Genomic DNA, 22084 nt, shown 5'->3' with positions numbered 1-22084 from the left:
GGCGTATGGCGCAAAGCGGGAAGCGGAGCACCGTCGGTCGATGGCGGCTGTGCTCCGCTTCGGCTGTGCCCGTTTTTGCCTTTGCCCCGGGAATCGGCTATGCTGCCTGACCGCGCGGCGGCTTGTTCCCTTCCATTTCCCCGGCCGCCGTCCGGCAAAGGACGACTATGCAGCAAACCGCTTTGGGCTACGGCAGCGCCCTGCTTGCCACCATCATCTGGTCCGGCAATTTCGTGGTCGCCAGGGCTCTGGCAACCCTGATACCCCCGTGGCAGTGCAATTTCTGGCGCTGGCTGGTGGCTCTTGCGGTGCTTTTGCCTTTTGCCTGGCGGCACCTGAAGCGGGACTGGCCCGGCATCCGCAGGCACTGGCTGTACCTCTCGCTCATGGCCGTGCTGGGCGTCACCCTGATGAACACCCTGATCTACAAGGCCGGGCAGACCACGGAAAGCCTGAACATGGCCCTGTTGGTGCCCACCGCGCCTATCGTGATCCTGCTTTTTTCGCGCATCATCTACGGCGAGCCCATCACCCCGCGCCGCATGGCCGGGATGCTGGTTGTGCTGGCGGGCGTGATCATTCTGGTCAGCCGGGGCGACTGGCAGCGCCTGGCCGGGCTGCGCATCAACAGCGGCGACTTCTGGGCCCTGGGCGGCGCGCTCTGCTTCGGGCTCTACTCGCTGTTCATGCGCCAGCGCTCCGGCGATGTGTCGCCCCTGGGCTTTAATGTGGCGACCTTTAGCCTGGGCCTGCTCTATTCCCTGCCCTTTACCGTGGCCGAGGCCTGCCTGTTGCCCCGGCCCGAGATTTCCCCGGCCCTGGTCACGGGTATCCTGTACGCCGGGGTGGGCTGTTCCTTTTTCTCGTTCTGGTTCTGGACCCTGGCCGTGGACAGAATCGGCCCGGTGCGCGCGGGCATTGTGTATTACAGCCTGCCGGTCTTCGCGGCCGTGGCCTCGGTGCTGGTGCTGGGCGAAAGCATCGCCCCGGCCCAGGTGGCGGGCGGCGTGCTGGTTATCGGCGGCATCCTGGTCGCCACGCTGGTTATTCCTCATCATCGCAAGCAAGCGTAACGCGTTCCAAAGGAGCTGACATATGGCGGAAGAAAAACAGCGCGTCGTCCTGGCGACCCATAACGCGGGCAAGGTGCGCGAACTGGCCGGGCCCCTGGCCGATTTCGGCGTGGAAGTCATCGGGCTGGAGGCCTTTCCCCAGATTGAGGACATTGAGGAAACCGGCACGACCTTTGAGGAAAACGCCCTGATCAAGGCCCGTGCCGTGGCCGGGATCACCGGCCTGATCAGCGTGGCCGACGATTCGGGTTTGATGGTGGAGGCCCTGGGCGGCAGGCCCGGAGTCTATTCGGCCCGCTATTCCGACGACTGGCAAAGCCTGCCCGGCGAAAGCCGGGACCAGCGCAATATCCGCAAGCTGCTGCACGAGTTGGCCGACGTGCCCGAGGGGCGCCGGGTCTGCTGCTTTGTGAGCTGCATGGCCGCTGTGAGGCCCGACGGCGGGGAGATGGTGGTGCGCGGCACCTGGGAAGGGCGCCTGCTGGCCGCGCCGCGCGGAGAGAACGGCTTCGGCTATGATCCGATTTTTTTTGATCCCCTGATCAACAAAACCGCTGCCCAGCTTTCCCGAGAGGAAAAAAACGCCCGCAGCCATCGCGGCAATGCCCTGCGGGCCTTGCTGGCGCGCTGGGGGGCGTTTATGGCCGGGTAACGCGGTCTTTGGCCTTTTCCCGCGTGCTGTTTTCGAGCGCCGCGCGGCCGCTCTTTCCGGCAGCCGCGCGGCGCTCGGCGTTCCCGTTCTAAACTTTTTTACGTTCCGGCCGTTAGAAAAGGAGAATGGAAGATCCCGGTGTCCGGGGGCGCGGCGGCGCGCCTGTCCGCACCCGGCAAAAAATTCTTTGCACGCATTTTGCAAGAGTTTGTGCGCACCGCTGTTTTTTGGTGGCGGGCCCGCGTCTTGGGCGCGGCAGAGATCTTTCGCAGTGCGAGGCGCATATGGCAATCAGCATTTCCGGCTCCAACGCCATTTCCGGTCTGAGCGGCAACGACACCAACTTCGACAAGGTGCTGGAGCAGCTCAAAAAGATCGAATCGTCGCAGCTGAACCGGCTTGAAGCCTGGAAAGGCGACTGGAACCTGCGCTATGAGGCCTTCGGCAAGATCATCGAGCAGGTGCAGGCCGCCAGCAGCATGCTCTCCGCGCTGAGCGACAAGAACAACTTCGTCACCAAGAACGTCAGCAGCAGCAACGAAAACATCATCACCGCGGTGGCCAATGCCTCGGCCCAGGATGTGCAGCACACCATCAAGGTCAGCCAGATGGCCAGCAACGCCATCTGGGCCAATACCGGTTGTGTGTTCGATTCCAAGACCGATATCATCAACGACACGGGCGACGTGCAGTACTTCCGCTTCAATTACGCGGGCAAGGACCACAGCATCAAGGTTCCGGCCGGTACCACGCTGGAGTCGTTCGCCAGCATGGTCAACAATTCCACGGAAAATCCGGGCATCAAGGTCAGCCTGATCCAGACCGGTTCCGGCTATGTCTACCAGGTGGCGGGCAAGGATACCGGCGCGGACAACAACCTGATCATCTACAACAACAATCTGAAGGGCATGGGGGCCTCGGGCACGAACTCCACCTGGCTGACCAACGGCAGCCTGGATACCAGCCAGTCCCTCACCAACCCCACGGAATATACCTATGACCTGGTGTTGCGGAACGGCGCCAAAAAATCCGTGACCGTCAAGGGCAACTCCACCGCCGACCAGTTGGTGACGGCTCTCAACGCCGCCGCCGGCGGCATCAATGCCCGACTGGACGCCGACGGCAACCTGCTTATGGACGGCGTCAAGTCCTTCAGCCGCCGCAAGAGTTCGGATGAAGCCTATACGCCGCCCTCCACCTGGGTGGGTGTGGGCAGCGGCAGTCTGAATGATGACAAATTGAATGCCGCCGGAGGCATGGCCGAGGGCAAGGGGGACAATGACCTCCTGACCTTCACCATGACCATGGAAGACGGCAGCACGCGCGAATTCAAGATCAAGGCCGGGGCCAGCAAGCGGGATCTGCTGGTACAGATGGCCCAGGCCACCCAGAGCGGCGACAGCGTGAATATCGGTATGAACAGCGCGGGTTCCTGGGGCGTGAACCTGAGCGGCGTCACAAATGTGGCGTGCGCCGACCTCACCGACGCCGGCAAGCTGCAGAGCAGTCTCACGCCCGCCAAGGGCGTCCGGGACGAGTTGGGCGGCACGCTGGACTCCGCCTCCGCCACCCTGACCTTTGCCGCGGGCAAGCTGGGCAAGCGCATTGACGGCAAGGACGACGAAACCCCGCCGCCTCCGGGTTCGGAACTTGTCTTCACCATCACCAAGAAGGACGGCAGCGTCGTTTATGTGAAGACGTTGGCCGACGGCACGACGCCGCTGACAAGCGACATGACCAACCAGCAGTTGCTGGATGCCGTTAATGCCGCCTGTCCCGGAGCGCTCACAACGGACGCCGACGGCAATCAAGTCCTGAAACTGGACGGCGTGAAGGATTTCAAACTGACCACCGGCTCCAGCGGAACCGCCGGTTTTACGACCACGTTTGAAGCCAGCACCAAGGTGCCCAAAACAAATCCGGATGCGACCGGAAATTCCCTGTTCTATACTGACGGCACCAACACCTACCTGGAAGAACCGCCGGATCTGGTCTACACCATCACCACCAATGACGGGAAAACCGGAACCCTGAAACTGCCTTCGGGCAGCACCATGAAGCAGGTGCTGGACAGCCTGAAGAACCCCGGCGGAGCCGACTGGGTCTGGACGGAGAAGGACACAGGCGGGAATGACGTTGCCGCCGCTCCCCCGGCCGCCCCCGACTGGGGCGTGGCCTTCACGGACGCTGACGGCAAGGAGTATGTGGGCGCTGACGGCACCACACCCCTCACGCTGGACGAGATCACCGCCGCCGGAAAGCCGGTCTACCTCCAGCTCAAGAATGTCCAGAGCGCCGGGGGACCGGCCCTTCAGGGCCAGGTAGACACGTCGGACAACTGGACCATCCAGCGGTCGGCCAATGCCCGCTATACCGTGGACAACTGGCCCATGGAAATGGAGTCGGCCTCCAACAGCGTGAGCGACGTCATTGAGGGCGTGGTCTTCAGCATCCAGAACACGGGCGATGCGCACATTACCGTCAGCACGGACATCACTTCGGTGGAGCAGTCCATCCAGAATTTTCTGGACGCGGTCAACTCGGTGCTGCTGACCGTCCGTGACTATACCTCCTATGACGAGGACAAGGAGGTCACCACCAACGACCCCGATAATATTGAAAAGGACAACTACAGTCCGTCGGGCCTGACCAACCAGAAAGGCGGCCTGTTGCAGGGCAACTACGGGGTGCAGTTGTTCAAAAGCCGTTTCTCCAGCGTGCTCAGTTCCTCGCCGCCCGGCTTCAAGAGCCGCCAGTCGGCGGACGACATTCTTTCCGGCGACGTTCTGGCCAGCCTCGCCAATTTGGGTATCAAGACAGACACGGATGAAAGCAGCGAGACTTACGGGCTGCTGGTGATCGCCCCCAAGTCCGGCATTGCGGAATTGCAGACGCTGGACAAGGAAAGCTACAATGACATGATCACCAACAACCTGGAAGCCGTGGTGGATTTTTTCTGCGCCAGCGGCACAGGTTCTTCCACCAGCGCCGATTTTCGCTACGGCAGCCATGTGGAGGGCATTACCAAGGCGGGCAACTACGAAGTAAAGTACCATGTGGAGATGGGCAGCGACGGCAAGCCCCAAATCACCAATGTGACCGTCGGCGGCATGGAGGCCACGCGCGACGAGAGCATGCCGGGCAATTATTTCAGCGTGGCCAAGGGCGACGCGCGCGGTCTGTCCATCCAGATTGACGACCTGAGCCTCGGCGACCATCCCCCGGCCGGCGAAGAGCCCATGTATGTGCGCATCAAGCAGGGCCTGGCGCAGACGGTAAACAGCTTTTTCAAGGACGAACTGAATTTCACGGCCGTGAATATCACGAGCAATATGACGCAGTCTGAAATAGACGACGCCATTGCCCTGAAGTCCAAGAACGGCGCCCTGATGTCTTTGCGGGACAACTACAAGAGCATCATGGAGAATATCGACAAGAAGATCGAGCGCGAGCAGTACCGCCTGGAAACCTGGGAGGCACGGCAGAAGGCGGTCTTCGCCAACCTGGAAACCCTGCTCAAGAATTACAGCGAGCAGGAGAAGACGCTGAAAGCGCAACTCAAGCAGTTGAGCAGCGGCAGCGACTAAGCATTGATTTCCACTCCGGCACGGCGGACCAGAGCGGGCAACGAGTGTCTGATTTGAAAAATTAGACACACAAAATCCGCAGGATTTTGCGGCGGCGCAGCCGCCATGAGTCATCGAGAAACCACGTTTTTTCGCTGACGATCCTGCGAAAATTGAGAGCATAACTATGCCCGAAATTTTTGCAATTAGAGCGTGTTGATATTGAAAATATCTCAACGCTCTGTGCGGATTTTCCGTGAAAATCCGCAGCGCGAAATTATCGCAAGGCGAATTTACTTCGCCGTTAAGCGATAATTTCAAGCGCAAAATGCTCTAGACACGAGAAGGAACAAGCCTATGAACAAAGCGGCGCAAGCATATTTTCAAACCAAGGTCAGCACCACGGATCAGGGGCAGCTTCTGATCATGCTCTACGACGGCGCGCTCAATTACCTCCAGCAGGCGCGCGACAAAATGCTGGCCAGGGATTTCGCGGGCAAAGGCATTCTGATTTCCAAGGTCATCGACATCGTCAATGAACTTTCCGCCTCCCTGAACATGGACAAGGGCGGCAGCCTGGCCGTGAACCTCAATAATCTGTATATCCTCTGCACCGCGCGGCTCTTGCAGGCCAATCTGAAAATGAACGTGGAGTCCCTGGACAGCGTGGTGCACATTCTCTCCGGCCTGCGCGGCGCTTACGCCCAGATCATTGAAACTCCGGAGGCCCGCCGCGCGGCGGCGGAAATAGCCGGGCGCATGCAGCCGGCGGGCTCGGCCATGAAAACCGCCCAGCCCATCATGCAGGCGCCGGTGACGGCGGTGCCGCGCTCCCACGCCCGGGCCGCCTACGGCAGAAACGCCATGCAGCCCGGCATTCCGACGGCCGCCCCGGCCGCGCCCCCGGAAGCGGCGGCACGGGCCCATGTGCAGAATTTCGTGCCGCCCGCCGCGCCGGTCGCCCCTGTTGCCGCCCGCCTGCCCGGAGCCTACGCCAAGCCCGACAACAGTTGAGTTTTGCCGCGCCGTCCGTTTCTTCCCGCGCCGGTCTTCGCACAGTCGAAGCCCGGCGCGGTTTTTTTTAGCTTTTGCAAAAAACTGTGATTTCAATCACAGTGAACGAGGTGGGTTTGTGTTGTATATGGGGACACATCCTCCACCGAGGGAGGAAAAGGAGTTTTACCCCTATGTTTTGCAATCAGTGTGAACAGACAGCCAAGGGAACGGGCTGCACGGTGGCCGGTGTTTGCGGCAAAAGCGCGGATGTGGCGGTCATTCAGGATCAATTGATTTATCTTCTGCGGCGTCTGGCGGCCCTGGTCCTGCAGGCCCGTGCCACGGGCATTGTGGATCCGGATACGGACGACTTCATGGTCGAGGCCCTGTTCGGCACCCTGACCAATGTGAATTTCGACCCCGAGGCTCTGCGCAAAATGCAGGCCGAAACCCTGGAGCGGGCCAAGGCCCTGGCCGCCCGTCTGGGGGAAAAACCCGAGGATCTGAACGTTTCCCTGGACGAATATCTGGCCCGCCTGCCGGAAAGCGTGGTGGGCATCGACGTGCTCAGCGCGGACGCGGACGTGGCTTCGGCCATGCAGATGCTGCTTTTCGGGCTCAAGGGCGTGGCCGCCTACGCCGACCATGCGGCGCGGCTCGGTCAGCGCGATCCCGAACTTGGGGCCTTTGTCTGCAAGGCTCTTGTGGCCGGTACGCTTTGGGACGAGGAAGTCCGCGATCTGGGCGGCTGGCTGGAACTGGTGCTGGAATGCGGCAAGGCCAATCTGCGGGCCATGGAACTGCTGGAAAAGGGCAATACCGAATCCTTCGGCGATCCCGTGCCCACGCCGGTTTCCCTGGGCCACCGCAAGGGCAAGGCCATTCTGGTTTCCGGCCATGATCTTTTGGATCTGCGGGCCCTGCTGGAACAGACCGAAGGCACGGGCATCAATATCTACACCCACGGCGAAATGCTGCCCGCCCACGGCTACCCCCGCCTGAAGGCCTTCAAGCATCTGGCCGGACATTTCGGTACGGCCTGGCAGAACCAGCAGAAAGAACTGCCCGACTTCCCCGGCGCGGTGCTCTTCACCACCAACTGCATCCAGAATCCCCGCACCTACGGCGACAAGATCTTTACCAGCGGCAATGTGGGCTGGCCCGGCTGTGTGCACTGCAAAGGGCGCGATTTCGCGCCGGTCATCGCCAAGGCCCTGGAACTGCCCGGCTTTGCCGAGGACGAGCCCGGCAAGGAAATTCTGACCGGCTTCGGCCGCCAAACCATGCTCAATGCCGCGCCCAAGGTGCTGGAAGCCGTGGCCCAGGGCAAGCTGCGTCACATCTTCCTGGTGGGCGGCTGTGACGGGGCCCGGCCCGGCCGCAACTATTACACGGAATTTGTGGAAAAAACCCCGCAGGACACCTTGGTGCTGACTCTGGCCTGCGGCAAGTTCCGCTTCTTTGACAAGGACCTGGGCAAGCTCGGCGACCTGCCCCGCCTGCTGGACATGGGCCAGTGCAACGACGCCTACGCGGCGGTACAGGTGGCCCTGGCCCTGGCCGACGCCCTGAAATGCGACGTCAACGATCTGCCGCTTTCCCTGGTGCTTTCCTGGTATGAGCAGAAAGCCGTGAGCATCCTGCTCACCCTGCTGGCCCTGGGCATCAAAAATATCCGTCTCGGGCCCAGCCTGCCCGCCTTTGTTTCACCGACCATTCTGAATATCCTGGTGGAGAAGTGGGGCATCCGTCCCATCAGCACCCCGGATGAGGATCTGGCGGCCATTCTGAAGTAACGTCGGAAGTTGCCGGGCGGCTCCCCGGAGCCGCCCGGCGATGATGTAAAGCAATTTCACTTTGAAATTGCTCTGGCGGCAGCGTGAGCAGGCGCCCGCCACGAGCGTCATCCGTAAGGCGGCTATGCCGCCTTACGGATGACGAAAGCAGAGATAGGCGTAAGTGCAATTTATTTGCGTGGTTGCCTCACCCGTTAGCGAGTCTTCGAGCAATTTGCGCTTGAAATTATCGCTTAACGGCGAAGTAAATTCGCCTTGCGATAATTTCGTGGTGCGTATTTTCACGGAAAATCCGCACAGCGCGTTGAGATATTTTCAATATCAACCCGCTCTAAAAACTTTGGGAATGTGCATTCTCAAAGTTAACATTATCTGAAGATTGACGCCATGCCGGAATCACCCTTGAAAGAGCCTGCACAACAGGCCGTTCTGACGGCTCTCGGCAACGGACTTTTCGCCGTGTTGCGTCCGGAGGAGCGCCTGGCCCTGGCCGGACACGCTCGCTTGCGGGCCTTTGCCAAGGGCGAGGTGTTGTTCCGGGAAGGCCAGGAAAGCGCGGACCCCGCCTTTCTGCTCTCCGGCCTGGTCAAATTGTCCCGCAGCGCGCCCCGTGGCCGGGAATGCGTGCTGCATCTGGTGCGGCCCGGCCGCCTTCTGGACGCGGGCGTGCTGTTTTATGAGGGCGGCTTGCCCGCTTCGGCAATGGGCGTCCGGGAGGGCCGCCTGCTCTGGCTGGACAAGCGCGCCCTGCTGGCTGTCCTGCGCGACAACGCGGCGCTGGGCCTGGGCCTGATCGCGGCGCTTTCCCTGCGCCAGCGCCTGTTCATCAACAAACTGGCCGGGTCGCAGGGGCGGATTTCCGCTTCCCGCCGGGTGGCGGCCTGGCTGCTGCACCGGTCGAAAATGGAAAAGACCGACGCGCTGGATCTCGGCGTCAGCCGTGAAATTCTGGCGCGTCTGGTCGGCATCAGCCGCGAGAGCCTGAGCCGGGAACTGAGCCAGCTGGCCGCCAACGGCCTGATCAGCGTTGAACGCCGTCGTGTGCTCCTGCTGGACCGGGCGGGGCTGCAAAAATTGGCCGATAGCTAACATCCGTGCGCTATGCTGCGGGAACACAGAATATGAAAAGCTGCATCATTTATTCCTCAGTCACGGGCAATACCCGTAAGGTGGCTGAAGCCCTGGCCGCCGCTTCCGGCGCGCCCTGCTTCCCCGTGCGTGAGGCGCCGGACCCTGATGACTACGACCTGCTGGCCCTGGGGTTCTGGGTGCGCCTGGGCCAGGCCGACGCCAGGACGCAAGGATACATGCGCCGCGTGCTCGGCAAGAAAGTCTTCTTTTTCGGAACCCTGGGGGCCTGGCCGGATTCGCCGCACGCCCGGCGCTGCGCGGAAGGCGCGCGGGCCCTGCTGGAAGAAGGCGGCAATACGGTGCTGGACGGCTTTTTGTGCCAGGGCCGGGTCGATCCGAAAATTCTGGAAATTTCGCGGCAAAAAGGCCGCCATCCCATGACGCCGCAACGCCGCGCCCGGCTGGAGGAGGCCGCCCGCCATCCCGATACGGCGGATCTGGCGGAAGCCGGGCGGCGCTGGCAGCTGTGCCTTGCGGATTGATTGCATGTCGGGCCGGAGCGTTTCAGGTGTGAAATGCCCTGCCGAACGAAGCGCAGGCGTGTTTTGCGCGCGCCGTTACACAACTGTTTGAAGCATTGATTCCCGTAAAAGGAGAGAGGTATGCGCCTGAGCAAACGCGAGTGTTCTGAACCGGCTTTTTTTGACGAGGTCTTCGCCAAGGCCGAAGAACTGTTTCTGGCCCTTAACAATGGGGACTTCCCTTATCTGATTCCGCTTAATTTCGTGCGTCTGGACCAGCGCATCTATCTGCACAGCGCTCTGGAAGGCACCAAGCTGGATTTGATCCGCAAGGACGGCCGCGTGGCCTTCAGCCTGGCGACGGGCGTGCGGATCGACCGCGAAAAATCCTCCACCTACTACAAATCCGTCTGCGGCACGGGCCGCGCCTCTCTGGTCGAGGACACGGAGGAAAAGCGTCTGGCCCTGGACAGCCTGGCGGAACGCTATGCCGCCCGTTGCCCGCGCCCCGCGCCGGACGCCAATGTCCGCCGGGTGGCCGTCATCCGTATCGACATCCAGTCCCTGACCGGCAAGCGCTGTCTGCCGGAGGGAGCGACGAGCCCCGAGCCCGTTTAAAACCGTCCTGACGCACCGCGGGCCCGCCTGAGGGGCTACGCCAAGGCCTTTGCCCGCTGCCTCCCGCCGACCCGTTTCGGCAGGGATTCCGGCACTGCGCCTTGCGCGTCGCCTCAGCACGCCGGGCTGGAATTCCAGTCAAGGAGCTGTCCGAGATGTCCATGACCGCAAGCGCCCGTCTTTGCCCCCTGCCCGCAGCCCTGGCGCTGCTGCTGGCCGGTGCGCACTTCTGGCGGGCCGGCCTGCCCGCCCTGACCCTGGGCTGCGTTCTGCTGGCCCTGCTGGCCTGGACTCGCGGGGCCTGGGTGCGCCGGGTCCTGCTGCTGGTCCTGCCCCTGCTGGCTGCCCGCTGGATCTGGACCACAAGCCAGTTCGTCCAGGTACGCCAGTTCATGGACCAACCCTGGCACCGATTGGCCGCCATTCTTCTGGGCGTGGCCCTGTTCACCGCCCTGGCCGCCCTGCCGTTGCTGAGCGAGCGGGCGCGGGCGCGCTATGCCCGCCGGGAAAGCAGCGCGGACGCGCAACTGGCGGCCCTGGGACTGACCACCGGCATTCTGGCCGCAGCCTGGGCTCTGGCGCCGGGCCTCTTTGTGCTGGAGCGCTTCGCGCCCGGCTGGGGATTGGCCCAGGTCTTTTTGCCGGGCCTCTGGGCGGCCTGGGTGGCGGGGCGGCTGTCTGACCGGCACACGGCCGTTGCCGCCCGGCTCTGGACCTGGCGGCTGTTTTCCCTGGTCTTTTTCGGCCAATTGCTGCTGGGCCTCACCCTGGACGGGCGTTTTCTGCTCAGCGGCAACCTGCATATGCCCGTGCCGGGCGTGATTTTGGCCGCGCCGTTGTACCGGGGCGGGGGCTATTTCATGCTGATTCTTTTCGGCGTCGCCGTGCTGCTGGCGGGCGCGGCCTGGTGCAGCCAGCTCTGCTATTTCGGCGTCTGGGATGCGGGCACGGCGGCCCGGGGGCGCGTGCGCCCGGTACCGGCCTGGCTGCCCCGGCTGCGTCTGGTCGTGCTGGCGCTGACCCTGCTGGCGCCCGTGTTGCTGCGCCTGGCCGGGGCTCCGGTGGGGATGGCCCTGGCCTGCGGCCTGTTGCTGGGCCTGCTCTTGCCGTGCTGCGCCGGACTGTTCAGCCGTAAGCTGGGTTTCGGAACCTATTGCCTGGGCGTCTGCCCGCTGGGCCTGGTCGCGAGCGGATTGGGGCGGCTGTCGCCCTGGCGCGTCCGCCGCACGGGCGCGTGCAACCGCTGCGGAGCCTGCGCGCGGGCCTGCCGTTATGGGGCCATGACGCCGGAACGCCTGGATCAGGAGACGCCCGGTTCCGCATGCACCCTCTGCCGGGACTGTCTGGCGGCCTGCCGCCGGAACGCGCTTTCTCTCGGCTTGTACGGCACAAAAAGACACGGCCCGGCGGTGGAAAGCGCCTTCATCGCCCTGCTGGCCTCGCTGCATGCGGTGTTTCTGGCTCTGGCGCGGGTATAGAGCAGTGTTCATACGCATGAAATGGGTCACAGCGCCTAGGGAGGGGATATGACCGGAATGACACGGGTACTGAGCCGCCTGGGCGGCGCGCGGACATCCGCGCGGACAACCTGGAGCGACGTGGGCTGGGCTTGGTTGGGCAGCGCCCTTTCCATTGCCTGCCTGGCCTGGCTGGAACGCGCATGCGCCCAGGAATGGAATTTGCCCTTGCTCATCGGCTCGTTCGGGGCTTCGGCGGTCCTGGCCTTCGGCGCGCCTGAAAGCCCGCTGGCCCAGCCACGTAATCTGGTGGGAGGACATCTGCTTTCGGCGCTGGTGGGCGTCAGCTGCCAGCTGCTTCTGGGGCAGGAGCCCACGGCGGCCGCGGCGTTGGCCGTGTCCACCGCCATTGCCCTGATGTGCGTCACCAAAACCCTGCATCCACCCGGCGGGGCCACGGCACTGATCGCGGTCATCGGCGGGGCGGGCATCCACCGCCTGGGCTACTGGTATGTGCTTCTGCCGTGCGGCGCGGGGGCCTGCTGCATGCTGTTGCTGGCCCTGCTGACCAACAATCTGGGCGCGCGGCGGCGCTATCCCCGGAAGTGGTGGTGATAACCGGGAGTGACGGGGGCGTTAGGGCATTTCAACTTTGAAATGCCCTAACGCCGAACACAGTGAGGCGCGCCGCGAAGACCGACCCGACGGGCGGCCCGTAGGGCCGTGCCTGTAGCCCAAAGGGCGTACAGGCATCGAGAGCAACGCGGCGTGGATTCAGGCGAAAATCATGTTCTTCGCCTGAATGGCAACTTTGAAATTTGTAGAATTTCAAAATGAATCTGCTCAAGGGCCATTGCGGGTATGGTCGCTGAAAAAAAGTCCCCGGTTCTCCTGAACAGGAGGACCGGGGGCTGATGGTTCGGGTGAAGGTTGTTTATTCTTCGGTTTCAGGCGCTTTCACCGGCTGCTTGGCGGCGGGCTTGGCGGCCTTGGGAGCGTGTTTGACGGGTTTCTTCACGGCCGCGCCCTGCTGCGGAGCCGCAAAAGCAACGCCCGCGCAGGAGATGGAGAGAGCACAGGCCAGGACAAGGCAACGGGCAAGGGTTTTGGAAAACAACATACAGATTCCCCCTTATACATAAGGGAAAATCCCTATGCGGCCGGAGTTACCGACTCCGCCGTATCCGGCATGCATGCCGGTCAAACGAAGCGTGACGAAGGTCACATCTTTCTGAGTCAGCCACTAAGGAGTTTGCCCCCGCCTGTCAACAGGATTTATCAGCCTTGCTGCGCGCCCTTCCGAAGCTACGCCTGAGCTCCCTCGCCGGGCGTTTCCGTGGGGGAGGCCTTGGCCTCGGCCACGGTTTTTTTCTCAGGTTGGGGGACTTCCACCACCGTGCCGTCCGGCTCCACCATGGACAGGGCGCGCACCGGGCAGGCCTCCATGCAGGCCGTGATCTTTTTGCCGTTTTCCTCGCGCCAGGCGCGGCACATGTCGCAACGCACGGCCACTTCCCGGCGGGCCCTCTGGGCAAGGGTTTCCGCGTCGCTGCCGCTCAGATCGGGCATGCCGATGGTATCCAGGGAAATGGTGCCGTAAGGACAGGCCGCGATGCACATCTTGCAGGCCACGCAGAACTGGACGCGCATGGTGATGCGGCCGTCCTCCTCCTGCTGCAGCGCGCCGGTGGGACAGACGTTGCAGCAGGGCGCGGGATCGCACTGGTGGCAGCGCACCGTGGTTTTGAAGCCTTCGGCTTTAACCACTTGCACGCGCGCGACCAGCACGTCGCGGTGCTTCATGGCTTCCTTGAAGGACATGCCGTGGTGGGCGGCGATGCAGGCCACCTCGCAACGGCGGCAGGCGCGGCATTTATCGGGTACGACCTGAATGTGTTCAAGCATGGTCCGTTTCCTCGGATTCAACGCGCAGGGACTGGAGCGTAAGCCCGTGCCCTCCGTTGAAGTGGATGTTTTCGCTGCCGCAGGCCGGGCAGACGAAACGGCGTTGTGTCAGGCTGAAGGCGTGGCCGCAGTTTTCACAGCGGCAGGCCAGAGGCGCGGTGTTGAGCGTGAGCGTCGCGCCTTCGGCCAAGGTGCCTTCGGCAAAAAGTTCAAAACAGGCGGTCAGGGTCTGGGCCTCCACACAGGCGATCAGGCCCAGTTCGCAGGTGATTTCCTGAATCCGCAGCGCGCGGTTGTCGGGATGGGCCGCGTTGTGCTCCTCCACGGCTTTCAGGGCCATGTCCAGCAGGCCTTGTACAAGGCTGGCCTCATGCATGTATTTCCTTTTACCGTTTTTTCCTGACAGTGGAGATTTTTCCCGCCGACAAGGAAAACAAGCGGCGCGCCGAAGCGGAGCATAGCCGTCTATGTGACCGAGGCGTGCCGCGCTGTTTGACGCAGCCGGCGGGAAAAAGGTCCGCTGTCAGCGTTCCGTGCAGGAAACGCACGGATCAATGCTGTTGGTAATCAGCGCCACGTCCGCCACCTTGCAGTCGCGCATCATCACGCCCAGGGCTTCCCAGTTCATGTATGAGGGCACGCGCCACTTGAGCCGCGCGGGCATGTCCGTGCCGTTGGTGCGGATGTAATAAAAAACCTCGCCGCGCGGGGCTTCGGAGCGGGCGCAGGCCTCGGCCGTGCGGATCTGGCGCATGGGCGCGGTCACCGGGCCGTCGGGCACGCGTTCGCAGCACTGGCGGATCAGTTTGAAGGATTCAAAGATCTCGTTCAGGCGCACCATGGTCCGGGAATGGATGCAGCAGCCTTCGGAGGTGACCATGTCAAAGTTCAGTTCGGGATAGGCGGCGTAGGGCGAATCCTTGCGCACGTCGATGACAACGCCGGAGCCGCGCGCCACCGGGCCCACCACGCCCAGGCGCACGGCGTCTTCCTTGGGCAGCAGGCCCAGGCCCTTGGTACGGGCCAGCACCAGGCCGTTGGTGTCGTAAATTTCGCGGATTTCATCCACTGCGGGCTCCACTTTGGCGATCATGCCCAGGATGTAGTCCAGCATGTCGCGTTCCACATCGCATTTGACGCCGCCGATACAGTTGGAGGCCAGGTTCATGCGGTTGCCGTACACGGTTTCCTTCACGTCCTGCATCATTTCGCGCACTTCCATGACGTGCATGAACAGGGACTTGAAGCCGATGATATGGGCCTGGATGGCGGTATTGAACAGATGCGAGGCCACGCGCTTGATTTCCTCGGCCAGCACGCGCAGATAGCGCGCCCGCTCCGGAATGGTGATGCCCAGCACGTTCTCCACGGACATGCAGTAGGTGAAGGAATGGCTGTTGGAACAGAGCGAACAGACCCGTTCGGTGAGGGTGGTGTTCTTGATCAGATTGCGCTGGGTGGCCATGGCCTCCATGCCGCGATGCACGTGGCCCGAGGTCAGCTCCACGTTGCGCACGGTTTCGCCCTCCACCGTGAGGCGAAAGTAGACCGGCTCCTCCAAGGCCACATGCACCGGGCCCAGAGGCATGGTGAAGGTGCTGCTCATGGCCGCTTCTCCTTGTCTTTCAGAATGCGTTCCCAGAGGTCGGTGGTGCAGGCCCCGTTCATCATGATGGACAGGGGCACGGCCTCGTTGAGAATGCCCGCGTCCAGCTCCTCGTCCAGGAAGAGGCGGCGCGGATCGGGATGATCCGTGACCTGGATGCCGTACAGCTCCATCATTTCGCGTTCGTGCCAGTCGGCATTGGCGAACAGCGGGGTGATGGAGGGCACGGTGGGCCACTCGCCGTTAAGCGTCACCGTGAGGTTGTAGATGACGCCTTTCAACTCGAAATGGTAACAGACTTCCTGCATGGGCTCGCTCAGCTGGCGGCGGTTGTAGGCCGTGACCATGGCCAGGCGCGCCCCGACTTTCCGCAGTATTGCGGCGGCCTGTGGCAGCTGGCGCGGCGTGTCCAGCCGGAACCAATGAAAGGCGTTGCCGAAGCTGTCGATGCTGTGATGAATGGCGTCGCTGTCGGTGCAGAGGGCCGAAATGTCCTCAATGATCCGCGCGTCGCCCCGGATAATATCTTGCATACTGTATCCTTTGCGGTTTCCGCTCGTCTCTTATTCCCTGGTGGGCGCGGCCGAGGTCACGCGCTGTTCCGGCTTGTCCTCAGTGTGGGCGGGCAGCACGCAGGCATTGCGCTTGGCGTCCTCGATCTGGCGGCACTTGGGGCAGAGGTGGCGGATCAGCTCCGGGTCGATGTCCGGATTTTTGGCGTACAGGCGCTTGGCCAGATGCGCCGGAACGGGCCGCATCAGCGTGCCGCAGTGGGCGCAGGGCTCGTACTTGATGGTGTGCTGCTCCAGGCGGTCGAACTTTTCCTCTTCCGGATGGGCTGAGTGCCAGTCCGTGCTGATGCTCATGGCCCCGGTGGGGCAGTAATGGCGGCAGGAGGCGCACAGGCAGCAGGAATTCTGCCAGATGGTGATGGTGTAGCCGCTGCCGTCCGGCAGATGGGTGATATTGATGGCCCCGGCCGCGCAGACATGGCGGCAGACGCCGCAGCCCATGCAGAGGGTGGGATCCACTTTGGCCCGGCCGCGCAGGCGCGCCGGCGTGAATGTTTCGCCCAGCGGGAAGGGATCGGTGCTCGGGCCCTCCAGCAGATTGCGGAACAGAACTTTCAGAAAGCCCGCCATATTATTCCTCCAGAACCTTGGCGTCGTTACGCGGCTTGGGGCGTCGCAGCAGGCCGCAGACATGGTGGCAGACGCCGCAACGCCGACAGATTTGCCCGTTGTCGGCCCACGCGGCCCGCAGGCGCTCGAAGGTCTGCCGCAAGGCCAGCCGCAACGCGGTCATTTATTCCTCCAGGCCCAGTTTCTTGAGCCAGATGGAGCGCGCCAGCACCACGCCTTCCAGAATGGCCTGCGGGCGCGGCGGGCAGCCGGGCACGTTCACGTCCACCGGCAAATAACGGTCAATGGGCCCTTCAATGGAATAGCCCTCGCGGAAGACGCCGCCGGAAATGGGGCAGATGCCCACGGCCACGGTCACCTTGGGTTCGGGTATTTCATGCCAGACCCGGAGCACGCGGTCGCGCACCCTGGTGGTCAGGGGGCCGGTAATCAGTACAATGTCCGCGTGTCGGGGGCTGCCGCAGTATTTACAGCCCAGGCGCTCCACGTCGTAACGCGGAATGCAGGCCGTGGTGGCGAGTTCCACGTCGCAGCCGTTGCAGGAACCGGCATTGATCCGGAACAGCCACGGCGAGCGCACGGAAAGTTTTTTGAGCAGATTGTCCAAAGCCACAGCGGCCTCCTTACATCACCCAGACCAGGATCAGACTGCACAGCGCGAGCGCCGTGGGTACCGTCACATAGAAGCGGAAGGCCTGGTCAATGCGGAAACGCCCGGTGGCCGATTTGACCAAGGTCAGCGAAACCAGCATCAGGCCCAGGCACTTGAGCACGAACCAGATCAGATTCACCGGCCACCATTCAGATATAGTGCCGGGAAAGAAAAGCGCCACCCCCAGGCCCAGCACCACGAAGGTCTTCAGCGCCGAGGTCACCTGGAAGAGCGCCAGCAGCGGGCCGCCGTACTCCAGCAGGGGACCTTCGATGATTTCGGTTTCCGCCTCCGGAATGTCAAAGGGGGCCACGCCCATGGTGCCGGGCAAAAAGATCAGGTAGGCCAGCAGGGCCGGAATCATGGAAGGGTTGAAGCCCAGGGAGCCGCTGTGCTGCTGCCAGGCCACGATCTTGAGCAGGGAGAACTCGGCCCCCCAGTCCCCGCCGGAAATGCCCTTGCCCACCAGCATGGCCACGGCCAGCAAAATCATCAGCAGCGGGGTTTCATAGGCCAGCATGAGCAGCATCTCGCGCGAGAAGCCCACGGCGCCGAAGGGCGAGCTGGAGGCCGAACCGCCCAGCATCAGGGCCATGGCCGGGATGGGCAGCAGATAGAAGATCACCAGCAGGTCGCCCATGTTGAACAGGCCGTCGAACACGCCCGGCACCGGAATGAAGGCCGCGCACACGGCCATGCCCGTGAAGCCGAAGACCGGAGCCAGCAGAAAGGCCGAACGGCAGGCGGTTTTCGGGATCAGGGTTTCCTTGGTCAGCAGTTTGGCGATATCCAGCCAGGGCTGGATCAGGGGCGGGCCCACGCGGCGCTGGAGGCGGGCTTCCACCCGCCGGTCCAGGCCCTTGAAGAAGAATCCCACGGCCAGGGCAAAAGCCCCGCCGGGAAAGATGCACATGTGCAGAATGGCAAGCAGGGTGTCGCTCATCAGCGGTTCTCCTTGGAAGCGCGCCCGCCGCCCAGCAGGCGCGTCAGGTCGCCGTAGATGCTGGAGGGAGCCATGCGGCTGGTGGCGATTTCCGGAGGCAGGCCGCAGGCGTGCACGTCGATTTCACGCAGGCGCGTGAAGCGGCGTACGAACCAGTACCCGGCCAGGAAGGCCAGCGCCATCATTACGAACATGCCTGTGGCGTTCCAGGCGCCGGGGCCGGAAAGCACGCCGGAAAGCCCCACATCGAGGGGAGCCAGCCCGTATTCCAGCAACACGCTGTTGATGGGCATGAGCCCCAGGCCGGGGAAAATGCCCGTCAGCACGCAGCCCACGGCCAGAATGCCCATGGGCACGCGCATGACCTTGGGGGCCTCATGCACGTCGTCCAGGTCCGGGGCGCGCTGGCCCAGGAAGGCTGCGTGCAGGAATTTGGCAATATAGGCCAGGGTCAGCACGCTGCCCACCAGGGAAAGCAGGGCCAGGAAGGGTTGCCCGGCCTGCATCAGGGCATGGTAGATCAGCCACTTGGAGGAGAAGCCGCTGGTGGGCGGCACGCCCACCACGGACAGGCCCGCGATGGCGAACATGCAGAGGGTGAAGGGCATCTTGCGGCCGATGCCGCCCAGATCATCCAGGCTGTCCCGGTGCGTGGCGAACATCACGGCCCCGCAGATCAGGAAGAGCAGGTCCTTGAAGAAGACGTGGTTGATCAGGTGCAGCATGCCGCCCGCGTAGCCCAGGGCCCCGCCCGCGGCCACGGCCAGCACCATGTAGCCCAGCTGGCTCACGGTGGAGTAGATGAAGATCAGCTTGATGCCGTTGGCCCGCAGGGCCTGCACGGCGGCCATGATGATGGTGATGCCGCCGATCCACATGACGATCAGGCTGATCACGCCCTGTTCGAAGCCGTCCAGGATGCCCGCCAGGGCAAAACCCCCGCCCAGCAGCATGAAGAGCTTGATCAGGCCGATGACGGCGCTCTTCAGCAGCACCGAGGATATGTAGCCGGACACCGGCGTGGGGGCCAGGGCCGGGTGCATCTGCCAGTCAATGCGGAAGGGCAGCTGGGCGGCCTTCATCACAAAGCCCACGGCCAGCAGGGCCATGCCCAGCCAGGCCGCGCCCGCGGGCAGGTCGGGCACAAGCCCGGCCAGCAGGCCGGCGTTGAAGGGCGTGAAGGGCCCGAGCACGCAGAGGCCCACAAAGAGGAAGCCCGCGCCCAGAAGGTTGAAGAGAAAGTACTTGAAGGCTTCCCGTAACGAGGCCTTGTCGCCCTCGTGGGCGATAGCCATGTACAGGGTCCAGGAGCTCATGATTTCCCAGAACAGGAAGAAGCTCAGCAGGTACTGGCTGGCCGCCATGCCCACAAGGCCGCCGCACATGCAGGTAAAGGCGCAGTAGAAACGCCACTGGCTGTGGCTGTGCTCCATGTAGCCCACGGCGTAGGCCATGTTCACCGCGCCGACCAGGGGCACGATCAGGGCAAAGCAGAAGGAGAGCATATCCAGATCGCGCCCGAAGAGCAGCACCAGCAGGGCCGTGAGCAGCAGCACGCCCACGCTGGTCCAGCCGGCCATCCTGCGCCAGCCGGCGAACAGGGCGGGCAGCACCGCACCGAAGACCGGCACCACCACATAGACGGGCCAGAACACGTTCATGGCCAGCATGATCTGCGGGGCGGCCGACGTGGGCTCGTAGCAGAGCGAGGCCACGGGCAGAACCAACTGCATGGGCAGTTGCGGGGCCAGGCCCAGCAGAAGGCTGAGGGCCGCCAGCACCAGCAGGCCCAGGCGCATGCTGAAGGGGGCTTCTTCCACCTGCGGCAGGTGGGACGGGCGTTCTTCAAATATCAGGGTTTTCAGAATGCGGGTGTAGTATACGGCTCCCACCAGGGAGCCCGCCAGGATCAGGGCCGCCAGCCAGATCTGACCGGCGTTGACCGCGGCCTGGATCATCAGGAATTTGCTGTAGAACGCGCCGAAGGGCGGCAGGCCCATGATGCTCACCAGGCCCACGGCCATACAGGCCACGGTCCAAGGCATCTGACGGCCCAGGCCGCGCAGGTCGGCAAGATTGCGGCTGCCCGCGCGCATGATCAGCGCGCCCGCGCCCAGAAAGAGCAAGTCTTTCATCACGGCGTGGTTAAACACATGCCAGAGCGCCCCGGCCGTGGCCAGCCAGGTGCCCAGGCCCAGCACCAGCGCGATTTCGCCGATCTGCCCCAGGGTGGAGTAGGCCAGCATGCGCTTGATGTCTTCCTGGCGCAGGGCCATGACCTCGCCGTAGACCAGGGTGGCGACGCCCATGGCGCTGAGGCCCGTCCCGAACCAGGACAGGCCGAACAGACCGCGCATTTCGCCGGCGGCCTGACCCACGCCCATGAGAATCACGCTGACGATGCCGAACACGCCCATCTTGGTGATGATGCCGGACAGGGGCGCGGACACAGATGAGGGCGCAGCGGGGTGGGCGTCGGGCAGCCAGGAGTGCAGGGGCACCAGACCGGCTTTGACGCCGAAGCCCGCCAGGCAGAGCACCAGGGCCGTCTGGAACCAGAACGGGAGGTGGAAGGCGGCCAGCGGCGCGGCGGAAAAAACGCCGAGGATGAACAGGCCCGGCAGCATGAACAGCGCGCCGCCCGCGCACATCACGTAATATTTGAGACCGGCCTCATAGGCCGTGCGCCGCCCCTCGTGCACTACCAGGAAGTAGGAAGCGAAGGTCATCAGTTCCCAGTAGCCGTACATGGCCGCCGTATCCGGCGTGGAGACGATGCCCGCCAGGGAGGCGAAGGTCAGCAGCAGGAAAAACCAGTACCAGCCCTTGCGCCGGTCGTGGATGTAGCCCAGCGAGTAGACGCTGACCACCAGGGCCACCAGGGCGATCATTACCAGGAAGAGCCGCGTCAGGGGCGGGCTGGGAATGACGCAGACCGCCGCGAAGGCCAGAGCCGGGAAGAGAACGGCGATCTGCGGGGCCGCGCGCAGGCGCAGTAAAAAGGCCAGACCGGCGACGAACGCGCCGACGTAGAAACACCAGTAGGCCGGATGCACGGGGGCGTGCATGACCAGCAGGCCGAAGTGCCCGCCCACGGCGTCGGTCAGGGGCGCGCGCAGCAGGCCGAGGGCCGCCGTCAGCAGACCCAGACCGAGCAGCGGCAGGCCCAAGCCGGAAAGTCCGGACAGGCCGCCGGGTGCGGGAGCCGCCGCGTCCGCGCCTTCCGCGCTTTCGGGGGCTTCCTCAAGGCTCACGCGGCGCACGGCGTCCACGTATAGCCAGATGAAGACCGTGGTGGCCGCGGCCATCAGCAGGAGGCAGAGCAGTCCCCCGGCCGGGGCCGCTTCCAGCAGGCTCTGAACGATCAGCGCGCGGGCCTCGGGCAGCAGAAAGGGCGAGCCGCCCACGGCGGCCAGCAGGCCCAGGCCGAAAAGGGCTCCGGCCCAGGGATTGCGCCGTCCCGCGCCGCGCAGTTCGTCCAGAGTCGCGCCGCAGGGCGCGAGGCGCGCCAGCGCGGCCAGAGCCAGCAGCCTGGCGGAAATCTGGAAGATGACGAACAGCCACAGGCCGGTCAGGCCCGCGGCTGTCTGCGCGGTCAGCGCCATACAGGCGACGCCCGCGTCGTGCAGCGCGCCCCAGAGAATCAGGCGGCGCGGGTCTTTGCGCTCCCGCACGGCCTTGACCGTGGCGATCAGCAGGAGGACCGAGCCGAGCAGCAGCGGCAACCAAGAACCGCCGGCCGTGAACAATGGTGATGTCATAGACGCCCCGTGATTTATGGATCTTCCGAACAACATCTAGTGTCTGATTGCAAAAATTCCGAGCATGGTTATGCTCTCAATTTTCGCAGGATCGTCCGCGAAAAAGCGTGGTTTTTCGCGGATTCCCGGCGGCTGCGCCGCCGCAAAACCCTCCGGGTTTTGCGTGTCTAATTTTTCCAATCAGACACTAGTGATGCCGTCCGGGCCGATACGCGCCGCGACGAGTGTGCGGGTTTTTCTGCACGAAATCAGCCGTCCCCGAAGGCAGGAGGGCTGATTTGCTCGTGAAAAAAATCCCTAGCTGAGTAGTCAGTCAATACACTAC

At 63.5% G+C, this 22084-nt stretch carries 20 protein-coding genes; 10 read left to right on the top strand and 10 right to left on the bottom strand.

Features of this window, described 5'->3' with window-relative positions; all coding sequences use genetic code 11:
- The first annotated feature begins 167 nt into the window (after positions 1-167).
- The 10 genes from HMPREF0326_RS01240 (at position 168) to HMPREF0326_RS01195 (ending at position 12365) form a co-directional block, all read left to right on the top strand.
- Positions 168-1073, top strand: a complete 906-nt coding sequence (locus tag HMPREF0326_RS01240; RefSeq protein WP_008682141.1) for a DMT family transporter — start codon at positions 168-170, stop codon at positions 1071-1073.
- A 22-nt stretch (positions 1074-1095) separates the two neighbouring features.
- Positions 1096-1725 (top strand): RdgB/HAM1 family non-canonical purine NTP pyrophosphatase, encoded by a 630-nt coding sequence (gene rdgB, locus HMPREF0326_RS01235; protein ID WP_008682139.1) that lies wholly within the window; start codon positions 1096-1098, stop codon positions 1723-1725.
- Between the two features lie 284 nt (positions 1726-2009).
- Positions 2010-5312, top strand: a complete 3303-nt coding sequence (gene fliD / locus HMPREF0326_RS01230; protein ID WP_008682135.1) for a flagellar filament capping protein FliD — start codon at positions 2010-2012, stop codon at positions 5310-5312.
- Between the two features lie 336 nt (positions 5313-5648).
- Positions 5649-6305 (top strand): flagellar export chaperone FliS, encoded by a 657-nt coding sequence (gene fliS, locus HMPREF0326_RS01225; protein ID WP_009302799.1) that lies wholly within the window; start codon positions 5649-5651, stop codon positions 6303-6305.
- A gap of 173 nt (positions 6306-6478) precedes the next feature.
- Positions 6479-8083: a hydroxylamine reductase gene (gene hcp, locus HMPREF0326_RS01220; RefSeq protein ID WP_008682131.1), complete on the top strand. Its 1605-nt coding sequence runs from the start codon at positions 6479-6481 to the stop codon at positions 8081-8083.
- Positions 8084-8485: 402 nt separating this feature from the next.
- Positions 8486-9172: a Crp/Fnr family transcriptional regulator gene (locus tag HMPREF0326_RS01215; protein ID WP_232221578.1), complete on the top strand. Its 687-nt coding sequence runs from the start codon at positions 8486-8488 to the stop codon at positions 9170-9172.
- Between the two features lie 32 nt (positions 9173-9204).
- A complete protein-coding gene (locus HMPREF0326_RS01210) occupies positions 9205-9696 on the top strand; it encodes a flavodoxin family protein (RefSeq protein WP_020990129.1) in 492 nt (163 codons plus the stop codon).
- A 120-nt stretch (positions 9697-9816) separates the two neighbouring features.
- The gene (locus tag HMPREF0326_RS01205) at positions 9817-10293 is read left to right on the top strand and encodes a pyridoxamine 5'-phosphate oxidase family protein (RefSeq protein WP_020990128.1); all 477 of its coding nucleotides are present in this window, start codon (positions 9817-9819) and stop codon (positions 10291-10293) included.
- Between the two features lie 155 nt (positions 10294-10448).
- On the top strand, positions 10449-11771 hold the full coding sequence (locus HMPREF0326_RS01200; protein ID WP_020990127.1) for a 4Fe-4S dicluster domain-containing protein: 1323 nt from the start codon (positions 10449-10451) through the stop codon (positions 11769-11771).
- 57 nt (positions 11772-11828) lie between these two features.
- The gene (locus HMPREF0326_RS01195; RefSeq protein ID WP_008682118.1) at positions 11829-12365 is read left to right on the top strand and encodes an HPP family protein; all 537 of its coding nucleotides are present in this window, start codon (positions 11829-11831) and stop codon (positions 12363-12365) included.
- A 319-nt stretch (positions 12366-12684) separates the two neighbouring features.
- Here HMPREF0326_RS01195 and HMPREF0326_RS01190 read toward each other — a convergent pair whose 3' ends face one another.
- The 10 genes from HMPREF0326_RS01190 to HMPREF0326_RS01150 all read right to left on the bottom strand — a co-directional run bounded on the left by HMPREF0326_RS01190 (position 12685) and on the right by HMPREF0326_RS01150 (position 21759).
- On the bottom strand, positions 12685-12870 hold the full coding sequence (locus HMPREF0326_RS01190; protein WP_008682116.1) for a hypothetical protein: 186 nt from the start codon (positions 12868-12870) through the stop codon (positions 12685-12687).
- A 185-nt stretch (positions 12871-13055) separates the two neighbouring features.
- Positions 13056-13655, bottom strand: a complete 600-nt coding sequence (locus tag HMPREF0326_RS01185) for a 4Fe-4S dicluster domain-containing protein (RefSeq protein ID WP_008682114.1) — start codon at positions 13653-13655, stop codon at positions 13056-13058.
- The gene (hypA, locus tag HMPREF0326_RS01180; protein WP_008682112.1) at positions 13648-14031 is read right to left on the bottom strand and encodes a hydrogenase maturation nickel metallochaperone HypA; all 384 of its coding nucleotides are present in this window, start codon (positions 14029-14031) and stop codon (positions 13648-13650) included. The genes HMPREF0326_RS01185 and hypA overlap by 8 nt, the downstream gene beginning before the upstream one ends.
- A 147-nt stretch (positions 14032-14178) precedes the next feature.
- Positions 14179-15261, bottom strand: coding sequence for a hydrogenase large subunit (locus HMPREF0326_RS01175; protein WP_008682110.1), 1083 nt, complete (start codon positions 15259-15261; stop codon positions 14179-14181).
- Positions 15258-15794, bottom strand: a complete 537-nt coding sequence (locus HMPREF0326_RS01170) for an NADH-quinone oxidoreductase subunit C (RefSeq protein WP_008682108.1) — start codon at positions 15792-15794, stop codon at positions 15258-15260. The genes HMPREF0326_RS01175 and HMPREF0326_RS01170 overlap by 4 nt, the downstream gene beginning before the upstream one ends.
- Positions 15795-15824: 30 nt before the next feature.
- A complete protein-coding gene (locus HMPREF0326_RS01165) occupies positions 15825-16403 on the bottom strand; it encodes a hydrogenase (protein WP_008682107.1) in 579 nt (192 codons plus the stop codon).
- A 1-nt stretch (position 16404) separates the two neighbouring features.
- A complete protein-coding gene (locus HMPREF0326_RS16530) occupies positions 16405-16566 on the bottom strand; it encodes a hypothetical protein (RefSeq protein ID WP_009302806.1) in 162 nt (53 codons plus the stop codon).
- Positions 16567-17016, bottom strand: coding sequence for an NADH-quinone oxidoreductase subunit B family protein (locus HMPREF0326_RS01160; protein ID WP_008682106.1), 450 nt, complete (start codon positions 17014-17016; stop codon positions 16567-16569).
- Between the two features lie 10 nt (positions 17017-17026).
- Entirely contained in the window at positions 17027-17998 is a 972-nt protein-coding gene (locus HMPREF0326_RS01155; RefSeq protein ID WP_008682104.1) for a respiratory chain complex I subunit 1 family protein, read from the bottom strand.
- Positions 17998-21759 (bottom strand): complex I subunit 5 family protein, encoded by a 3762-nt coding sequence (locus tag HMPREF0326_RS01150; protein ID WP_009302807.1) that lies wholly within the window; start codon positions 21757-21759, stop codon positions 17998-18000. Before HMPREF0326_RS01150 ends, HMPREF0326_RS01155 begins: the two co-directional genes overlap by 1 nt.
- Between the last annotated feature and the right edge of the window lie 325 nt (positions 21760-22084).

The sequence above is a fragment of the Desulfovibrio sp. 3_1_syn3 genome (assembly GCF_000145315.2).
Lineage (GTDB): Bacteria > Desulfobacterota > Desulfovibrionia > Desulfovibrionales > Desulfovibrionaceae > Desulfovibrio > Desulfovibrio fairfieldensis.
Note: the sequence above shows the minus strand (reverse complement) of the source record. Positions and strands in the feature narration are given on the sequence as shown.

Bases quoted from the DNA above. Each gene is read 5' to 3' on its own strand.
- HMPREF0326_RS01185 (WP_008682114.1), bottom strand. From the start codon at position 13,655: ATGCTTGAACACATTCAGGTCGTACCCGATAAATGCCGCGCCTGCCGC.
- HMPREF0326_RS16530 (WP_009302806.1), bottom strand. From the start codon at position 16,566: ATGACCGCGTTGCGGCTGGCCTTGCGGCAGACCTTCGAGCGCCTGCGG.
- HMPREF0326_RS01150 (WP_009302807.1), bottom strand. From the start codon at position 21,759: ATGACATCACCATTGTTCACGGCCGGCGGTTCTTGGTTGCCGCTGCTG.
- hcp (WP_008682131.1), top strand. From the start codon at position 6,479: ATGTTTTGCAATCAGTGTGAACAGACAGCCAAGGGAACGGGCTGCACG.
- HMPREF0326_RS01165 (WP_008682107.1), bottom strand. From the start codon at position 16,403: ATGGCGGGCTTTCTGAAAGTTCTGTTCCGCAATCTGCTGGAGGGCCCG.
- HMPREF0326_RS01200 (WP_020990127.1), top strand. From the start codon at position 10,449: ATGTCCATGACCGCAAGCGCCCGTCTTTGCCCCCTGCCCGCAGCCCTG.
- HMPREF0326_RS01175 (WP_008682110.1), bottom strand. From the start codon at position 15,261: ATGAGCAGCACCTTCACCATGCCTCTGGGCCCGGTGCATGTGGCCTTG.
- HMPREF0326_RS01190 (WP_008682116.1), bottom strand. From the start codon at position 12,870: ATGTTGTTTTCCAAAACCCTTGCCCGTTGCCTTGTCCTGGCCTGTGCT.
- fliS (WP_009302799.1), top strand. From the start codon at position 5,649: ATGAACAAAGCGGCGCAAGCATATTTTCAAACCAAGGTCAGCACCACG.
- HMPREF0326_RS01170 (WP_008682108.1), bottom strand. From the start codon at position 15,794: ATGCAAGATATTATCCGGGGCGACGCGCGGATCATTGAGGACATTTCG.
- fliD (WP_008682135.1), top strand. From the start codon at position 2,010: ATGGCAATCAGCATTTCCGGCTCCAACGCCATTTCCGGTCTGAGCGGC.
- HMPREF0326_RS01210 (WP_020990129.1), top strand. From the start codon at position 9,205: ATGAAAAGCTGCATCATTTATTCCTCAGTCACGGGCAATACCCGTAAG.
- rdgB (WP_008682139.1), top strand. From the start codon at position 1,096: ATGGCGGAAGAAAAACAGCGCGTCGTCCTGGCGACCCATAACGCGGGC.
- HMPREF0326_RS01195 (WP_008682118.1), top strand. From the start codon at position 11,829: ATGACACGGGTACTGAGCCGCCTGGGCGGCGCGCGGACATCCGCGCGG.
- hypA (WP_008682112.1), bottom strand. From the start codon at position 14,031: ATGCATGAGGCCAGCCTTGTACAAGGCCTGCTGGACATGGCCCTGAAA.
- HMPREF0326_RS01155 (WP_008682104.1), bottom strand. From the start codon at position 17,998: ATGAGCGACACCCTGCTTGCCATTCTGCACATGTGCATCTTTCCCGGC.
- HMPREF0326_RS01205 (WP_020990128.1), top strand. From the start codon at position 9,817: ATGCGCCTGAGCAAACGCGAGTGTTCTGAACCGGCTTTTTTTGACGAG.
- HMPREF0326_RS01240 (WP_008682141.1), top strand. From the start codon at position 168: ATGCAGCAAACCGCTTTGGGCTACGGCAGCGCCCTGCTTGCCACCATC.